Raw genomic sequence first — 14812 nt, forward strand, 5'->3', positions numbered from 1 at the left:
CGGTCCTCAATCGCCGGACGGGCTGGATTTTCCAGCCCGTCCTAACCGCGCCTCTTCTTGCGCTTCAGGAGCAGACGCGGCAACGCCGCCGGTGCGGGCTGACGCGTCGTCGCCGACGTCGGCAGCGGTACGGCCGCCCCCGAAGTGTCCGGCAGGTCCGTGATCGCGTTCTGCGGCTCGAGGCGCAGCACCCGGCACTCGCGGGCCCAGCGCTCCGTCATCTGCTCCGCGTCCGGCGCGTTCAGGCGCTTGCCCTTGAGTTCGGCGACAGCCCCCTCCCACTCCTCGGAGTGCGGGACGAGTTCGCTCACCGACGCCGTCCAGACGACCAGCCGGCCGCCCTTGTCCTTGCTGCGGACGGTGACCTCGGCCGTTCCGCCGGCCGTCAGCTGCGGCAGTGGCTGCTCGCCGGGGCCGTCGCCGACGATATGCGCGGCACCTTCGTGCCACACGTGCCACAGCGCCCGTTGGGGGCCCTCGCCGCGCACCCAGATGAGGCCGGACTTCTTGGTGGCCTCCTCGACGAGCGCCTGGCCGAGCAGTGGGGTCTCCCCAGCGAAGCGAGCGGAACTGTCTGTCATGCCCGCAGCCTATCTACAGCCAGCCGTTGCGCTTCAGGGTGCGGTGGATCGCGAGACAGACGCCGATGATGCCGGTGAGCACCATGGGGTAGCCGTACTTCCAGTGCAGCTCGGGCATGTGGTCGAAGTTCATGCCGTACACGCCGCACACCGCCGTCGGCACGGCGATGATCGCCGCCCAGGAGGTGATCTTGCGCATGTCCTCGTTCTGCGCGACCGTCGCCTGCGCCAGATTCGCCTGGAGGATGGAGTTCAGCAGCTCGTCGAAGCCGATGACCTCCTCCTGTACCCGGGCGAGGTGGTCGGCGACATCGCGGAAGTACTTCTGGATGTCCGGGTCGACCAGCCGCATCGGACGCTCGCTCAGCAGCTGCATCGGCCGCAGCAGCGGGGACACGGCCCGCTTGAACTCCAGCACCTCGCGCTTGAGCTGGTAGATCCGGCCGGCGTCGCTGCCGCGCGGGCTGCCTTTCGCGGGCGCGGAGAAGACATCGATCTCCACCTCGTCGATGTCGTCCTGCACGGCCGCGGCCACCGCGATGTACCCGTCGACCACATGGTCGGCGATGGAGTGCAGCACCGCGGACGGCCCTTTGGCGAGCAGCTCGGTGTCCTCCTCCAGCCGGTGCCGGAGTGCCCGCAGCGAGCCCTTGCCGCCGTGCCGCACCGTGATGACGAAGTCCCGGCCGGTGAAGCACATCACCTCGCCGGTCTCGACGACCTCGCTGGTCGCGGTGAGCTCGGCGTGCTCCACGTAGTGGATCGTCTTGAAGACGGTGAACAGCGTGTCGTCGTACCGCTCCAGCTTGGGCCGCTGGTGGGCGTGGACTGCGTCCTCGACGGCCAGCGGGTGCAGCCCGAACTCCGCTGCGATACCGGCGAATTCGGCCTCCGTCGGCTCATGCAGCCCGATCCATGCGAAGCCGCCGCTGTCACGCACCCGCAGCATGGCCTCGTGCGGCGTCTGGCAGGTCGCGTTCTCCAGCCGCTTTCCGTCGCGGTAGACCGCGCAGTCGACGACTGCGCTGGAGGCGGACGGATCACGAGTGGTGTCGTACGTGCTGTACGGGGCATTGCTCTTGCGCAGGGACGGACGGACCGCTGCACGCAGGTCACGGATCATCGACATGGCTGGCTCCTTCACGGAGAGGCCGTCGGCGAGTGGCGTGGCACAGCCCGGAATGAGGACGTGATGCATACGTCCGCAAAGCGGGCGGCACCGCGGGATCGCGGTGACGGCGTTCGCTACAGACAGGCAAAAACGAAGTGCTCTTCCGTCGTGCGAAATGCCGTGGGCCCCGTGCGGGAAGGCCTCAGATCACAGAGGAATGGTGCCGTGCGGAAGAGCGGTTGGTACTGACCGGTCGACTTCGATCCACCGCAGCCCCACCTCCTCCTGCCGGTCCCCCGTAGGGGATGACGTGTCGTCGGGACTTGAGAGCAACGCTTCTGCGTGCCGTCCCGACCAGCGGCCAAGACTATCAGCCGACTGGGGGCCAATCCCTTCGTTTGCCCATTCCTTACGCGCTTTATGCTCGCGACATGGAAGAAGTTCTTGCTCTGGTCGAGGCCAGGCTGCGCACGGCACTTGGCGAACCGGACGCGCGCGCCGCGGTGACATTCCTCGGTACGGACCGCATCGAGGTGCTCCGCTTCCTGGACCGGGACGGTGACGGGGCCATCGTGCGCTACGCCACCCTCGGCATGTCCGCGCATCCGATGACGGACCCCACCGCGGCCCTCGCCGACCCGGTGAAGGGCCCGCGCGCGGAGCTGGTCCTGTCCGTACGGGCCGGGGTCGCCGACACCGACAAGGTGCTCCGTACGCTCGCTGTACTGGCCGCGTCACCGCAGGTCGAGGGCGTGGTCGTGGCACCGGGCGCCTCGCTGGACGTCGGTGATCCGCTCTGGCCGTCCGCACCGTTCAGCTCGGTGCTCGTCGCGGAGCCGGGCGGTCTGGTTGCGGACCTGGAGCTGGACGAGCCGATGGATCCGGTGCACTTCCTGCCGCTGTTGCCGATGACGTCCAACGAGGCCGCGTGGAAGCGGGTGCACGGCGCGCAGGAACTCCAGGAGCGGTGGCTGACGCACGGTACGGACCTGCGCGATCCGCTGCGCAGGTCCGTAACTCTCGACTGAGGCCAGGCTAGTTGGCGAAGGCCGTCACGCCGTCCTGGGTGGCGTGGACGGGCTGGAGCTGCTCCGCCTCGCGGCGCAGCGAGGCGCGCCGTACCCGGACGATGCCCGCGCCGATCACGGCCGCGACCGCCGCGACCACAAACGGGATGTGGATGTTGCTCCACTCCTCGATCTTCGGTGCGAAGTAGGGCGCGGCGGCCGCGGCGAACCAGCGGACGAAGTTGTAGCCCGCGCTGGCCACCGGCCGCGGCGCGTCCGAGACGCCCAGCGCCAGCTCGGTGAACACGGTGTTGTTCAGGCCGATGAAGGCGCCGGAGACGACCGTTCCGACGACGGCCACGGTGTGGTTCCCGTATCCGATGACCAGCAGGTCGACGGCGAGCAGCAGCAGCGAGCCGCCGAGCACCTTGAGCGACCCGAAGCGCGCCTGCAGCCGTGGCGCCACCAGTACGGAGAAGACCGCGAGCAGCACACCCCAGGCGAAGAACACCGCGCCCGACGTGTACGGCGTCATGTTCAGCACGAACGGCGTGAAGGCCAGCACGGTGAAGAACGCGTAGTTGTAGAAGAAGGCCGAGGCGGCTGCGGAGGCCAGGCCGCCGTGTCCGAGCGCCCTCACCGGGTCGAGCAGCGAGGTCTTGCGCGCGGGCTTCGGCTGCTCCTTGAGGAAGGCGGTGATGCACAGGATGCCGATCGCCATCAGGGCTGCGGTGCCGAAGAAGGGGTACCGCCAACTGGCGTTGCCGAGCAGCGCGCCGAGCAGCGGTCCGCATGCCATGCCGAGGCCGAGCGCCGACTCGTAGAGCAGGATCGCCGCGGCGCTCCCGCCGGCCGCCGCGCCGACGATGACGGCGAGCGAGGTCGAGACGAAGAGTGCGTTGCCAAGGCCCCAGCCGGCCCGGAAGCCGACGAGTTCGCCGACGGAGCCGGAGGTGCCGGAGAGCGCGGCGAAGACGATGACGAGCGCGAGCCCGGCGAGCAGGGTCTTCCTGCCGCCGATACGGCTGGAGACGAAGCCGGTGACGAGCATCGCGACCGCGGTGATCAGGAAGTACGAGGTGAACAGCAGCGAGACCTGACTGGGCGTCGCGTCCAGGCCCTTGGCGATGGACGGCAGGATCGGGTCCACCAGGCCGATCCCCATGAAGGCGACGACGGACGCGCCAGCCGTGGCCCAGACGGCCTTCGGCTGACGCAGGATGCTGGTGGCTCCCTCGTCGAACGGATCCTCTCCGCGCATGGACGACTCCTCTGTTTCTCTGCTTCTCCGATGGGTCGTTGCGATATACAAACAATAAATTAGAGAGACTAACGAATGCAAGCTACATCTACTTTTGGCTGATGAGGGCACACGCCGGACGGGTGATCGTCCTTGACGCGGCGACGGCCGGAGAGGACCGTTGGGCGCTATGAGGGGCGAACCCAGTTGCCCGAAGTGCGGTGGCCGGGTGAGGGCGCCCGGTCTCTTTGCCGACTCGTGGCAGTGCGATGTGCACGGAGCCGTGCACCCGCTGCAGCCGGTGATCCCGCCAAGCGTCGAGGCCCTCGGTGTGGTCGTGCACCGCGCGAAAGTCCCCGTATGGATGCCCTGGCCGCTACCCGTCGGCTGGCTCTTCACCGGTGTCGCGTACGCGGGGGACGACCGCAGTGGAGGCCGCGCCACGGCCGTGGCCTGCTCGGGGCCCGGCCCGCTCGGCGGAATCGGTGAGCTGCTGCTGGTCGCCGAGGAGCTGGGCGTCGGCCTCGGCGCGCGCTACGCCGGGATCGACGGACCCGATCCGGGCCCGCACATCTGCGTCGACAAACCACCGCAGGCCAAGCTCCTCGCCGCCGGCCGCCCCACCCCCCTGTGGCATGTGTCCGACGCTCCCGAGGACCGCGCGGTGTTCGCGGGCGAGGCGCGCGGGCTGTGGCTGTGGGCGATCGTCTGGCCGGAGCAGTCCGGGCTGTTGATGTACGACGAGCTGGTGCTGACGGATCTGCGGGACTTGGGCGCCGAGATGGAACTGCTGCCCTGCGGGGCGCTGTCGCCGCGGCTTCTCTCGTAGGCCGCTCTCCCAGTGCGCTCTCGTAGTCCACGGGTGCGGCTTCTGCCGTGAACCAGGGCTGTTCGGATCCCCGATACACTTGACCGTCCCCTGTCCGTCTGCCGTCCCTGGAGTCACGCGTCGTGCGCATCGATCTGCACACCCACTCCACGGCATCGGACGGTACGGACACCCCCGCCGAGCTGGTGCGCAACGCCGCCGCGGCCGGGCTGGACGTCGTCGCACTCACCGACCACGACACCACGCGCGGTCACGCCGAGGCGATCGCCGCGCTCCCGGAGAGCGTGACTCTGGTCACCGGTGCCGAACTCTCCTGCCGTATCGACGGCGTGAGCCTGCATCTGCTGGCGTACCTCTTCGACGCCGACGAACCCGAGCTGCTGCGCGAGCGTGAGCTCGTACGGGACGACCGGGTGCCGCGCGCCCGGGCGATGGTGGCCAAGCTCCAGGAGCTGGGCGTTCCCATCGAGTGGTCCCAGGTGGCCCGTATCGCCGGAGACGGCTCGGTCGGCCGCCCGCACATCGCCTCGGCGCTCGTCGAACTCGGCGTCGTACCCACCGTCTCCGACGCCTTCACGCCCGAGTGGATCGCCGACGGCGGCCGTGCGCACATCACCAAGCACGAACTCGACCCCTTCACGGCGGTCCGCCTGGTCAAGGCCGCCGGTGGTGTCACCGTTTTCGCGCACCCGCTCGCCGTCCAGCGCGGCCGCACGGTGCCCGAGTCCGCAATAGCCGAACTCGCCGCGTGCGGCCTCGACGGCATCGAGGTCGACCACATGGACCATGACGCCCCGACGCGTGTCCGGCTGCGCGGCCTCGCCGCCGACCTGGGTCTGCTGGCCACCGGATCCAGCGACTACCACGGCAGCCGCAAGACCTGTGTGCTCGGCGAGTACACCACCGACCCGGAGATCTACGGCGAGATCACGCGCCGCGCGACCGGCGCCTTCCCGGTGCCGGGCGCCGGCGGAAGCCGCTCGTAGCTCCTCGACCACACCCCTCTGTACGACCCCTCTTCGCGCTAGGCCCTCACTGTGTTCGACGCTGCCATTTTCGGCTCTCTCTTCCTCACTCTTTTTGTGATCATGGATCCCCCGGGGATCACCCCGATCTTTCTCGCGCTCACCTCGGGCCGCCCTGCCAAGGTGCAGCGCCGCATGGCCTGGCAGGCGGTGGCCGTCGCCTTCGGCGTGATCACCGTCTTCGGCATTCTCGGTCAGCAGATCCTGGACTATCTGCATGTCTCCGTGCCCGCGCTGATGATCGCGGGCGGTCTGCTCCTGCTGCTCATCGCGCTCGACCTGCTGACCGGCAAGAACGACGAGCCCAAGCAGACCAAGGACGTCAATGTCGCGCTGGTGCCGCTGGGCATGCCGCTGCTGGCCGGTCCCGGTGCGATCGTTTCGGTGATCCTGGCCGTGCAGCACGCGGACGGCGTCACGCAGCAGGTCTCGGTATGGGCGGCGATCGTCGCGATGCATGCGGTGCTCTGGCTGACGATGCGCTACTCGCTGCTGATCATCCGCCTGATCAAGGACGGCGGTGTGGTGCTGGTGACCCGGCTCGCGGGCATGATGCTCTCCGCGATCGCCGTGCAGCAGATCATCAACGGCATCACCCAGGTCATCCAGGGAGCCTGAGCGCCTGGTGCCGAACGCACTGCGCCCCCGTACGGATCATCCGTACGGGGGCGCAGTGCGTCACATCACAACGTCGTCAAGCGTTACGAGGCCGTGGAATCGGCCGGTCGGATATAGATGCGCTGGCCGATCGAAGCGGCCTGCTGCACGATCCTGTTGACGGAGGCGGCGTCTACGACGGTGCTGTCCACGGCGGTGCCGTCGACGTCGTCGAGTCGCATGATCTCGAAGCGCATGGCTTCTCCCTTCGTCTGATCCTCCTGCTGGAGAACTGATGGCGACGGATGCCCGTCTGTGTTCTGTACGTGTTCAACGGTATGCACCCTGCAAACATTCCCTACGCTAAGGAAATTTTTTGGATGCCTAACTACTGGCGGGTAGTGGCTCGGCCACGGAGAATGAGCACCGTATGAATGAGCACCGTGTAGATGACGCAGAGACCACTGACATCAGGGCCCGCCTGGAGCGCACCAATGAGCTCCTGCAGCGGATGCTCGCCGAGGTCGCGAAGACCCCTTCTACCCATGCCATCTTCGTGGACGCAGGTTACGTCTATGCTGCGGCCGGGTTGCTTGTCGCGGGCACCGAGGACCGGCGCTCCTTCGACCTGGACGCGGAGGGGCTGATCGAGGCCTTCATCGACAAGGCCCGCACGATCTTCGCGGACAGCAGGCTGCTGCGGGTCTACTGGTACGACGGGGCCCGGCGCCGTATCCACACCCCCGAGCAGCAGTCCATAGCGGAACTGCCCGACGTCAAGGTGCGCCTCGGCAACCTCAACGCGAACAACCAGCAGAAGGGCGTCGACTCACTCATACGCACGGATCTGGAGTCGCTCGCCCGGCACCGCGCGATCAGCGACGCGGCGCTCGTCGGCGGTGACGAGGACCTGGTCTCGGCGGTCGAGGCGGCCCAGGGGTACGGGGCGCGGGTCCATCTGTGGGGCATCGAGGCCTCCGAGGGGCGCAATCAGGCGGAGCCGCTGCTGTGGGAGGTGGACAGCCAGCGGACGTTCGACCTGGACTTCTGCCGGCCGTACATCACGCGCCGCCCGGTCACGACGTACGAGAACGAGGGCGCGCCGCCGCCGTCACGGGACGAGGTGCGCTTCGTGGGCGCGCAGATCGCTGCGACATGGCTGGCGGAACGGGGCCGGGAGGCGATGGCGGAGCTGCTGCCGGGTCACCCGTATCTGCCGGGCCCGGTGGACCAGGACCTGCTGATCGAGGCCGAGAAGGTGCTGCAGCGGTCGCTGCGGGGGCATGCGGTGCTGCGGCGGGCGCTGCGGGACGGTTTCTGGCAGCACCTTCAGGCTCAGTACTGATCCCAGAAGCCGGCGATGGCTGCGGCTGTCTCGAGGGGGCGGTCGGTGTTCGGTGAGTGCTCGGCGCCCGTGATGACCGTCCGGTGGGCGCCCAGGCGCTGCGCCATCGCGTCGAGAAGTGGCACGGGCCAGGTGTCGTCCCGTTCGCCGGACATCACATGCTTGGGCAGCGGCTGTACGGCGGCGAGCTCGGCGACCCTGTCCGGTTCGACGGTCAGCAGGCGGCCGGTGGCGATCAGTTGGGCCGGATTGTGGCGCAGCCAGCGGCGGCGGAGATCCTCGCCGTCGGTCTCGGCGTCCTCCGGCGGATCGAGCGCCTTCATCGCCTCCCAGACCTGGTCCATCCCCATCACCGAGAGAGCGTCGCTCAGCAGCTTGACCTTCTGCTGCTGGGCCGGGGCGATCTGGGCGGGGCCGGAGGACAGGAGCGTGAGTGTGGTGAACGGGGCGGCGTCGAGGAGAACGGCGGCGCGCGCGATCTGACCGCCGAGGGAGTGCCCGAGGAGATGCACGGGCCCGCCGACGGCTTCGGCCTGGGCGAGTACGTCCTGGGCCAACTCGCCCTGGGCGTACGCCTGTTGGTCGTCGGATCCATCGGTCTCGTACTGTCCGCGCCCGTCGACGGCGACACTGCGGTAGCCGGCCTCGGCGAGAGGCTCCAGCAGCGCGATGAAGTCCTCCTTGCTCCCGGTGAACCCGGGCAGGAGCAGGGCGGTGCCCAAGACGTCACCGACGGGCTGCGCGTCGAGCACGGCGAAGGTGCCGCGTGCGGTGGCGAGCGCGCGGGGGCGGGCGCAGGGGGGCGGGGTGAAGGTGGGCGGCCGGCTCATGCGACGAGGCTAACGGGGGCGGGTCGGTTGCGGCGCTCCGGGCGCGGGTTACGGGGTTGTTCCAAGACGCCGATGGCCCGGCTCCCCTAGTGGGGGCCGGGCCATCTGGGCTGCTGGTGCGTCAGCTTTCGGGCTGGGCAGCCTTCGTCGTGCGGGTGCGGCGGCGGGGCTTGGTCTCCGGCTCGGCCTCGACCTCGGTCGCCACTGCCTCGACGGTGTCCACGGCCTTCGCAGCGCGCGTCCGGCGGCGGGGCTTCGCCTCGGCCTCCGTGCCGACAGCCTCGACCGTGTCGACGGCCTTGGCCACGCGGGTGCGGCGGCGGGGCTTGGTCTCCGGCTCGGCCTCGACCTCGGTCGCCACTGCCTCGACGGTGTCCACGCCCTTCGCAGCGCGCGTCCGGCGGCGGGGCTTCGCCTCGGCCTCCGTGCCGACAGCCTCGACCGTGTCGACGGCCTTCGCGGCACGGGTGCGGCGACGCGGCTTGGTCTCCGGCTCGGCCTCGACCTCGGTAGCGACCTCAGCCGCCTCAACCGTGTCGACCGCCTTCGCGGCACGGGTGCGGCGACGAGGCTTCGGCTCCTCCGGGACCTCGACATCGGTGAACTCGACGGTCTCCACGACAGCCGTCGCCTCGGCCGCGGCCGGCGCTCCCACTCGGGTGCGGCGGCGACGGCGCGGGGTACGCGGCTCCGTCGAAGGCTCCGCGGACTCCGGCGCGGCCGTGTCCGTCACCGTCGTCGTCGGCTCGACGCCGTCCGGCGTCGACCCGCCGCGCGTGCGGCGGCGCTGGCGCGGCGTGCGGGTACGGGCAGGGCGCTCCTCGTGAACCGGGGCCGACGACGCCGACTTGCGGCCGCGGCCGCCCGTCTCGCCCAGGTCCTCGACCTCCTCGGCGCGCAGACCCGCACGGGTCCGCTCGGCACGGGGCAGTACGCCCTTCGTGCCGGCCGGGATGTTCAGCTGCTCGTACAGGTGCGGCGACGTGGAGTACGTCTCGACCGGGTCGGGGAATTTCAGGTCCAGCGCCTTGTTGATCAGCTGCCAGCGCGGGATGTCGTCCCAGTCGACCAGCGTGATCGCGATGCCCTTGGCGCCCGCGCGGCCGGTGCGGCCGACACGGTGGAGGAACGTCTTCTCGTCCTCGGGCGACTGGTAGTTGATGACGTGCGTGACGCCTTCGACGTCGATACCACGCGCCGCGACGTCCGTGCAGACGAGGACGTCGACCTTGCCGTTGCGGAAGGCCCGCAGCGCCTGCTCACGCGCGCCCTGGCCCAGGTCGCCGTGGACCGCGCCGGAGGCGAAGCCGCGACGCTCGAGCTGCTCGGCGATGTCCGCCGCAGTCCGCTTCGTACGGCAGAAGATCATCGCGAGCCCGCGGCCTTCGGCCTGCAGTATGCGCGAGACCAGCTCCGGCTTGTCCATGGAGTGGGCCCGGAAGACGTGCTGCGTGGTGTTGGCGACGGTCGCGCCCTCGTCGTCCGGCGAGGTGGCGCGGATATGCGTCGGCTGCGACATGTAGCGACGGGCGAGGCCGATGACCGCACCCGGCATGGTCGCCGAGAACAGCATGGTCTGGCGCTTGGCCGGCAGCATGTTGATGATCTTCTCGACGTCGGGCAGGAAGCCCAGGTCGAGCATCTCGTCGGCCTCGTCGAGGACGAGCGCGCGCACATGCGAGAGGTCGAGCTTGCGCTGGCCGGCCAGGTCGAGCAGACGGCCGGGGGTGCCGACGATCACATCGACGCCCTTGCGGAGCGCTTCGACCTGGGGCTCGTACGCACGGCCGCCGTAGATCGCGAGAACGCGGACGTTACGGACCTTGCCGGCGGTCAGCAGGTCATTGGTGACCTGCTGGCACAGCTCGCGGGTGGGGACGACCACCAGCGCCTGCGGGGCGTCGGTCAGCTGCTCGGGCTGCGCCCGGCCGGCCTCGACGTCCGCGGGGACGGTGACACGCTCCAGCAGCGGCAGACCGAAACCGAGCGTCTTGCCGGTGCCGGTCTTGGCCTGGCCGATGACATCGGTGCCGGAGAGCGCGACGGGGAGCGTCATCTCCTGGATGGGGAACGGGGTAAGGATGCCGACGGCTTCGAGGGCCTCGGCGGTCTCGGGAAGGATCCCAAGATCCCGGAAAGTCGTGGGCTGCGTAGTCAGGGTGTTGCCTCTTCTGTGAGACGCGGCATGAGGCGAACGAATGGGGGTCGTACCGCACCTGGGTACTGGGCCGGCCGTGGATTGGCCGGATGGCGCGGGACCACTGCCTTCGCTCGAGCGCTCGTGCCGCTGAGGGGGCCCCTCATCTGCGGTCGTACGCAACTGTGCGCACGGTCCGCGCGGAGGGCGGTCGGGGCGGAGCCGATCGGGCCACCGACCGGGCATCCTCAAGGGGGCTCTGGGGGAGCAAATCCCCCAGTCATACACTGGGATCGCCCGCCGAGTAGCTAAAACGCTCGACAGGCGCATTACCACTGTACCCCGGAATCGCGCATGTGTGTTGGGTGAATTCGTAGGAACCGCGCTGCGGACGTGGCTGACCAGGCCCTTCCGCCTCACGATGAGCGGGCTATTGTGCGCTTCATGGAGACGCCTGACAACGCCACTGAACCCACCGGAATCGCCGCCCAGGACTGGGCCACGGCGTCCGCAGACCCCCAGTACCGCGCCGCCGTCGTGGATCTGCTGGGCGCGCTTGCCTACGGCGAGCTGGCAGCCTTCGAGCGGCTCGCCGAGGACGCCAAGCTCGCGCCGACGCTGGGCGACAAGGCCGAGCTGGCAAAGATGGCCTCCGCCGAGTTCCACCACTTCGAGCAGCTGCGCGACCGCCTCACCTCCATCGACGCCGAGCCGACCGCCGCGATGGAGCCGTTCGCCCAGGCCCTGGACGACTTCCACCGCCAGACCGCGCCGTCCGACTGGCTGGAGGGCCTGGTCAAGGCCTACGTCGGCGACTCGATCGCCAGCGACTTCTACCGTGAGGTCGCGGCCCGGCTGGACACCGACACCCGCGCCCTGGTGCTTGCGGTGCTCGACGACACAGGTCACGGCAACTTCGCGGTCGAGAAGGTCCGAGCCGCGATCGAGGCCGAGCCGCGGGTCGGCGGACGGCTGGCGCTGTGGGCACGCCGCCTGATGGGCGAGGCGCTCTCGCAGGCGCAGCGGGTGGTGGCGGACCGCGACGCGCTCTCCACGATGCTGGTGGGCGGTGTGGCGGGCGGCTTCGACCTCGCGGAGGTGGGCCGGATGTTCTCCCGGATCACCGAGGCGCACACCAAGCGGATGGCGGCCCTGGGCCTCGCGGCCTAGCCTCCGCCCCTACGGTTTCCCCGGCGGCGTCGGCGGCCGGTCGTGCGGACTCAGAAAGGGAACGCGCGACGGAGCCGCCGCGTTGACGGCCGGATCAGCAGCGAGAGCAGTACGGCTCCGATCGCCACCGCGCCCACCAGCGTCGCCAGTGTGTGGCCGGGACCGAGCGCGGCATGCGTCACATAGCCGCCGAAGAGGGCGCCGAGCGTGCCTGTGGCGAAGACCACACGGCGTGCCGGGAGACGTTCGGACAGGTGACGGGCAGCGGCCCAGGCGAGGGCGAGTCCGAGCAGGACTGAACCGAGCGTTTCCAAGAGCACTGCTGATCACCTCACGGACGCCGGTGCAGGCAAAACGGTCGTAGCCCGTATTACCCGGCGCCCGTGGAAAACAACCCTCCCGGGACAGCGGAAGAGGGCCCGGCGGGGGATTTCCCGCCGGGCCCTCTTCTCACGCTCCAGTCGCTTGCGACGCCCTACAGTGCGCCGAAGCCCACGCGCCGCGTCGCCGGCTCGCCGATCTCGACGTACGCGATCCGGTCGGCCGGTACGAGGACCTTGCGGCCCTTGTCGTCCGAGAGACTGAGCAGCTGCGCCTTGCCGGCCAGCGCATCGCCGACCGCGCGCTCGACCTCCTCGGCGGACTGCCCGCTCTCCAGAACGATCTCCCGGGGCGCGTGCTGCACGCCGATCTTGACCTCCACGGCTATGTCCCTCCGAACGGTCAGGGTGTTGCGCGGTCAGCCGCGCTGTACGCAGCACACATTAGCCCGGCGAGGGGACGCGGCAGGCGTCCCCGGGAAACGCCAGGAGCGAACACTCCCCGGTCCCCGGTCAGTGCTGCTCGGTGCCGTGCAGCGGGAAGCCCGCGATGCCCCGCCACGCCAGCGACGTCAGCAGCTGCACCGCCGTGTCCCGCGGGATGCCGGAGCTGCTGGAGAGCCAGTAGCGGGCGACCACCTGGGAGACGCCGCCGAGGCCGACGGCCAGCAGCATGGACTCTTCCTTGGACAGGCCCGTGTCCTCGGCGATGACGTCGGAGATCGCCTCCGCGCACTGCAGCGAGACCCGGTCCACGCGCTCGCGCACCGCGGGCTCGTTCGTCAGGTCCGACTCGAAGACCAGCCGGAAGGCCCCGCCCTCGTCCTCGACGTACGCGAAATAGGCGTCCATCGTCGCGGCGACGCGCAGTTTGTTGTCGGTCGTCGACGCAAGCGCCGTACGGACCGAGAGCAGCAGCGACTCGCAGTGCTGGTCGAGCAGCGCCAGATAGAGCTCGAGTTTGCCCGGGAAGTGCTGGTAGAGCACGGGCTTGCTGACGCCGGCCCGCTCGGCGATGTCGTCCATGGCGGCCGCGTGATAGCCCTGAGCCACGAAAACTTCCTGGGCAGCGCCCAGAAGCTGGTTCCTGCGGGCTCGGCGTGGCAGGCGCGTGCCCCGCGGGCGCGCTGCCTCTGTCTGCTCGATGGCTGTCACGCCGCCTCCCAAAAAATTGTTCCTTGCGCGCTGTGCGCCGCGCCGCCATCGTACTTTTGGGTAACCCGGCTGTGCGTGGTGCGGACGCAGAATTTCACGGACCGGACAGTCGCGGTAGCTCCCGATTCAGGGGCAAAGAGGGGCAGGTCACCGGTAGTCGTCCTCGTCGAGGGCGACGATGCGGGCCTGTTCCGCGGCATCGGCCTCATTTGCGGAGTCCAGGTCGACGATGTCCACATGGTCGTCGTCGTCGTCGGGCAGCACATCCGCGAGCTGCTCGGCCGCGTCGGCTTCGGGAACCTCTTCGTCGAGCACTGCCTCCTGGTCGTTTGCATCGAAGGTATCCGGGTCTGTGGGGTCGACAGACATGCGGCACCGCTTTCCATGGATAGTGCCCTTCCTACGAGCGTAGGAGGTACTCATTCATGACGCTACGCGGTGTGTGACGCCGAACACACGATCCAGTGTGTGATCGTCTCGTAACATTGCCCGCATGTCTTCGACCGAGCTGCCGGGAGTACGCGCCGTCAACGCCGCCGTGGCCCCCAAGGTCGCGACCGTCCGGGTCGCGGAGGGCGAGGAGCTGCGCTCCGCGACGCTGCCCGGACTGACGCTCACCGTCAGATCCAGGCCGCCGACGCGCTCCGGCCTCGCGCCCGCGCTGTATGTGCACGGGCTCGGCGGCTCCTCGCTGAACTGGTCGGCGCTGATGCCGCTGCTCGAAGACATCCTGGACGGTGAGGCGATCGACCTGCCCGGTTTCGGGGACTCCCCGCCGCCGGACGACGGCAACTACTCCCTCACCGCCCACGCCAGAGCGGTGATCCGCTATCTGGACGCCCGGGGCCGCGGCCCCGTACATCTCCTCGGAAACTCCCTGGGCGGAGCGGTCTCCACCCGTGTCGCGGCCGTCCGGCCCGATCTGGTGCGCACGCTCACGCTCGTCTCGCCCGCGCTGCCGGAGCTCCGCGTGCAGCGCTCCGCCGTGCCCACCGCGCTGATGGCACTGCCCGGGTGCGCCTCGCTGTTCGGCAGACTGACCAAGGACTGGACGGCCGAGCAGCGCACCAAAGGCGTGATGGCGCTCTGCTACGGGGACCCCTCGCGGGTCGACGACGAAGGGCTGCGCAACGCTGTGGAGGAGATGGAGCGGCGTATGCGCCTCCCGTACTTCTGGGATGCGACGACTCGTTCCGCGCGCGGCATTGTCGACGCGTACACCTTGGGTGGACAGCACGGGCTGTGGCGGCAGGCGGAGCGGGTGCTCGCGCCGACGCTGCTTGTTTACGGGGGGCGGGATCAGCTCGTCTCGTACCGTATGGCGCGCAAGGCAGCGGCGGCCTTCCGGGATTCCCGGCTGTTGACGCTCCCGGACGCCGGACATGTTGCCATGATGGAGTACCCGGAAACGGTCGCTCAGGCTTTCCGGGAACTGCTGAACGACTGCGACAGGAGCTGATCCGGG

At 69.4% G+C, this 14812-nt stretch carries 17 protein-coding genes; 7 read left to right on the top strand and 10 right to left on the bottom strand.

All coding sequences use genetic code 11. The annotated features are described in order from the left end of the window. Positions 1-41: 41 nt before the first annotated feature. Positions 42-581 carry a hypothetical protein gene (locus ACFWDI_RS18245; RefSeq protein ID WP_385305135.1) on the bottom strand — a complete coding sequence of 180 codons (540 nt, stop codon included), beginning with the start codon at positions 579-581 and terminating at the stop codon, positions 42-44. Between the two features lie 13 nt (positions 582-594). Continuing rightward, on the bottom strand, positions 595-1710 hold the full coding sequence (locus tag ACFWDI_RS18250) for a magnesium and cobalt transport protein CorA (protein WP_385305137.1): 1116 nt from the start codon (positions 1708-1710) through the stop codon (positions 595-597). Between the two features lie 413 nt (positions 1711-2123). Between ACFWDI_RS18250 and ACFWDI_RS18255 the strand changes: the two genes are divergently transcribed. Further along, positions 2124-2720, top strand: coding sequence for a suppressor of fused domain protein (locus ACFWDI_RS18255; protein ID WP_327325905.1), 597 nt, complete (start codon positions 2124-2126; stop codon positions 2718-2720). Positions 2721-2727: 7 nt separating this feature from the next. On the opposite strand, the gene ACFWDI_RS18260 is transcribed toward ACFWDI_RS18255, so the two are convergent. Continuing rightward, positions 2728-3960: an MFS transporter gene (locus tag ACFWDI_RS18260; protein WP_385305139.1), complete on the bottom strand. Its 1233-nt coding sequence runs from the start codon at positions 3958-3960 to the stop codon at positions 2728-2730. Positions 3961-4129: 169 nt separating this feature from the next. Between ACFWDI_RS18260 and ACFWDI_RS18265 the strand changes: the two genes are divergently transcribed. The 3 genes from ACFWDI_RS18265 to ACFWDI_RS18275 all read left to right on the top strand — a co-directional run bounded on the left by ACFWDI_RS18265 (position 4130) and on the right by ACFWDI_RS18275 (position 6411). After that, positions 4130-4768: a DUF6758 family protein gene (locus ACFWDI_RS18265; RefSeq protein ID WP_327325907.1), complete on the top strand. Its 639-nt coding sequence runs from the start codon at positions 4130-4132 to the stop codon at positions 4766-4768. Positions 4769-4890: 122 nt separating this feature from the next. After that, positions 4891-5754, top strand: a complete 864-nt coding sequence (locus tag ACFWDI_RS18270; RefSeq protein WP_385305141.1) for a PHP domain-containing protein — start codon at positions 4891-4893, stop codon at positions 5752-5754. Between the two features lie 51 nt (positions 5755-5805). Further along, positions 5806-6411: a MarC family protein gene (locus tag ACFWDI_RS18275; protein WP_327325909.1), complete on the top strand. Its 606-nt coding sequence runs from the start codon at positions 5806-5808 to the stop codon at positions 6409-6411. A gap of 83 nt (positions 6412-6494) precedes the next feature. On the opposite strand, the gene ACFWDI_RS18280 is transcribed toward ACFWDI_RS18275, so the two are convergent. After that, positions 6495-6647: a hypothetical protein gene (locus ACFWDI_RS18280; protein ID WP_327325910.1), complete on the bottom strand. Its 153-nt coding sequence runs from the start codon at positions 6645-6647 to the stop codon at positions 6495-6497. Between the two features lie 173 nt (positions 6648-6820). Between ACFWDI_RS18280 and ACFWDI_RS18285 the strand changes: the two genes are divergently transcribed. After that, positions 6821-7735 carry an NYN domain-containing protein gene (locus ACFWDI_RS18285; protein WP_385305144.1) on the top strand — a complete coding sequence of 305 codons (915 nt, stop codon included), beginning with the start codon at positions 6821-6823 and terminating at the stop codon, positions 7733-7735. On the opposite strand, the gene ACFWDI_RS18290 is transcribed toward ACFWDI_RS18285, so the two are convergent. Both ACFWDI_RS18290 and ACFWDI_RS18295 read right to left on the bottom strand, forming a co-directional pair. Continuing rightward, positions 7726-8565, bottom strand: a complete 840-nt coding sequence (locus tag ACFWDI_RS18290; protein WP_385305145.1) for an alpha/beta fold hydrolase — start codon at positions 8563-8565, stop codon at positions 7726-7728. The genes ACFWDI_RS18285 and ACFWDI_RS18290 overlap by 10 nt on opposite strands. A 121-nt stretch (positions 8566-8686) precedes the next feature. After that, positions 8687-10621: a DEAD/DEAH box helicase gene (locus tag ACFWDI_RS18295; protein WP_385305147.1), complete on the bottom strand. Its 1935-nt coding sequence runs from the start codon at positions 10619-10621 to the stop codon at positions 8687-8689. A 525-nt stretch (positions 10622-11146) separates the two neighbouring features. On the opposite strand from ACFWDI_RS18295, the gene ACFWDI_RS18300 reads away from it, so the two are divergent. Further along, positions 11147-11872, top strand: a complete 726-nt coding sequence (locus ACFWDI_RS18300) for a ferritin-like fold-containing protein (RefSeq protein ID WP_327325914.1) — start codon at positions 11147-11149, stop codon at positions 11870-11872. 50 nt (positions 11873-11922) lie between these two features. Here the strand turns inward: ACFWDI_RS18300 and ACFWDI_RS18305 are convergent, their stop codons facing one another. From ACFWDI_RS18305 to ACFWDI_RS18320, 4 genes are all read right to left on the bottom strand, one after another. Then, complete coding sequence (locus ACFWDI_RS18305) at positions 11923-12192, bottom strand: hypothetical protein (protein WP_327325915.1); 270 nt, start codon at positions 12190-12192, stop codon at positions 11923-11925. A gap of 155 nt (positions 12193-12347) precedes the next feature. Beyond that, entirely contained in the window at positions 12348-12575 is a 228-nt protein-coding gene (locus ACFWDI_RS18310; protein ID WP_215095436.1) for a DUF3107 domain-containing protein, read from the bottom strand. A gap of 130 nt (positions 12576-12705) precedes the next feature. Beyond that, complete coding sequence (locus ACFWDI_RS18315; protein ID WP_362686631.1) at positions 12706-13347, bottom strand: TetR/AcrR family transcriptional regulator; 642 nt, start codon at positions 13345-13347, stop codon at positions 12706-12708. A 147-nt stretch (positions 13348-13494) separates the two neighbouring features. Continuing rightward, complete coding sequence (locus tag ACFWDI_RS18320) at positions 13495-13716, bottom strand: hypothetical protein (RefSeq protein ID WP_385305150.1); 222 nt, start codon at positions 13714-13716, stop codon at positions 13495-13497. 124 nt (positions 13717-13840) lie between these two features. Here ACFWDI_RS18320 and ACFWDI_RS18325 point away from each other — a divergent pair, with 124 nt between their 5' ends. Further along, the gene (locus ACFWDI_RS18325) at positions 13841-14806 is read left to right on the top strand and encodes an alpha/beta fold hydrolase (RefSeq protein ID WP_385305151.1); all 966 of its coding nucleotides are present in this window, start codon (positions 13841-13843) and stop codon (positions 14804-14806) included. Positions 14807-14812 lie beyond the last annotated feature (6 nt).

The sequence above is a fragment of the Streptomyces sp. NPDC060064 genome (assembly GCF_042736455.1).
GTDB lineage: Bacteria > Actinomycetota > Actinomycetes > Streptomycetales > Streptomycetaceae > Streptomyces.

Excerpts from the sequence above, each read along its gene's own strand:
- ACFWDI_RS18245 (WP_385305135.1), bottom strand. The coding sequence starts at position 581 with ATGACAGACAGTTCCGCTCGCTTCGCTGGGGAGACCCCACTGCTCGGC.
- ACFWDI_RS18250 (WP_385305137.1), bottom strand. The coding sequence starts at position 1,710 with ATGTCGATGATCCGTGACCTGCGTGCAGCGGTCCGTCCGTCCCTGCGC.
- ACFWDI_RS18255 (WP_327325905.1), top strand. The coding sequence starts at position 2,124 with ATGGAAGAAGTTCTTGCTCTGGTCGAGGCCAGGCTGCGCACGGCACTT.
- ACFWDI_RS18260 (WP_385305139.1), bottom strand. The coding sequence starts at position 3,960 with ATGCGCGGAGAGGATCCGTTCGACGAGGGAGCCACCAGCATCCTGCGT.
- ACFWDI_RS18265 (WP_327325907.1), top strand. The coding sequence starts at position 4,130 with ATGAGGGGCGAACCCAGTTGCCCGAAGTGCGGTGGCCGGGTGAGGGCG.
- ACFWDI_RS18280 (WP_327325910.1), bottom strand. The coding sequence starts at position 6,647 with ATGCGCTTCGAGATCATGCGACTCGACGACGTCGACGGCACCGCCGTG.
- ACFWDI_RS18285 (WP_385305144.1), top strand. The coding sequence starts at position 6,821 with ATGAATGAGCACCGTGTAGATGACGCAGAGACCACTGACATCAGGGCC.
- ACFWDI_RS18290 (WP_385305145.1), bottom strand. The coding sequence starts at position 8,565 with ATGAGCCGGCCGCCCACCTTCACCCCGCCCCCCTGCGCCCGCCCCCGC.
- ACFWDI_RS18295 (WP_385305147.1), bottom strand. The coding sequence starts at position 10,621 with ATGACGCTCCCCGTCGCGCTCTCCGGCACCGATGTCATCGGCCAGGCC.
- ACFWDI_RS18300 (WP_327325914.1), top strand. The coding sequence starts at position 11,147 with ATGGAGACGCCTGACAACGCCACTGAACCCACCGGAATCGCCGCCCAG.
- ACFWDI_RS18320 (WP_385305150.1), bottom strand. The coding sequence starts at position 13,716 with ATGTCTGTCGACCCCACAGACCCGGATACCTTCGATGCAAACGACCAG.
- ACFWDI_RS18325 (WP_385305151.1), top strand. The coding sequence starts at position 13,841 with ATGTCTTCGACCGAGCTGCCGGGAGTACGCGCCGTCAACGCCGCCGTG.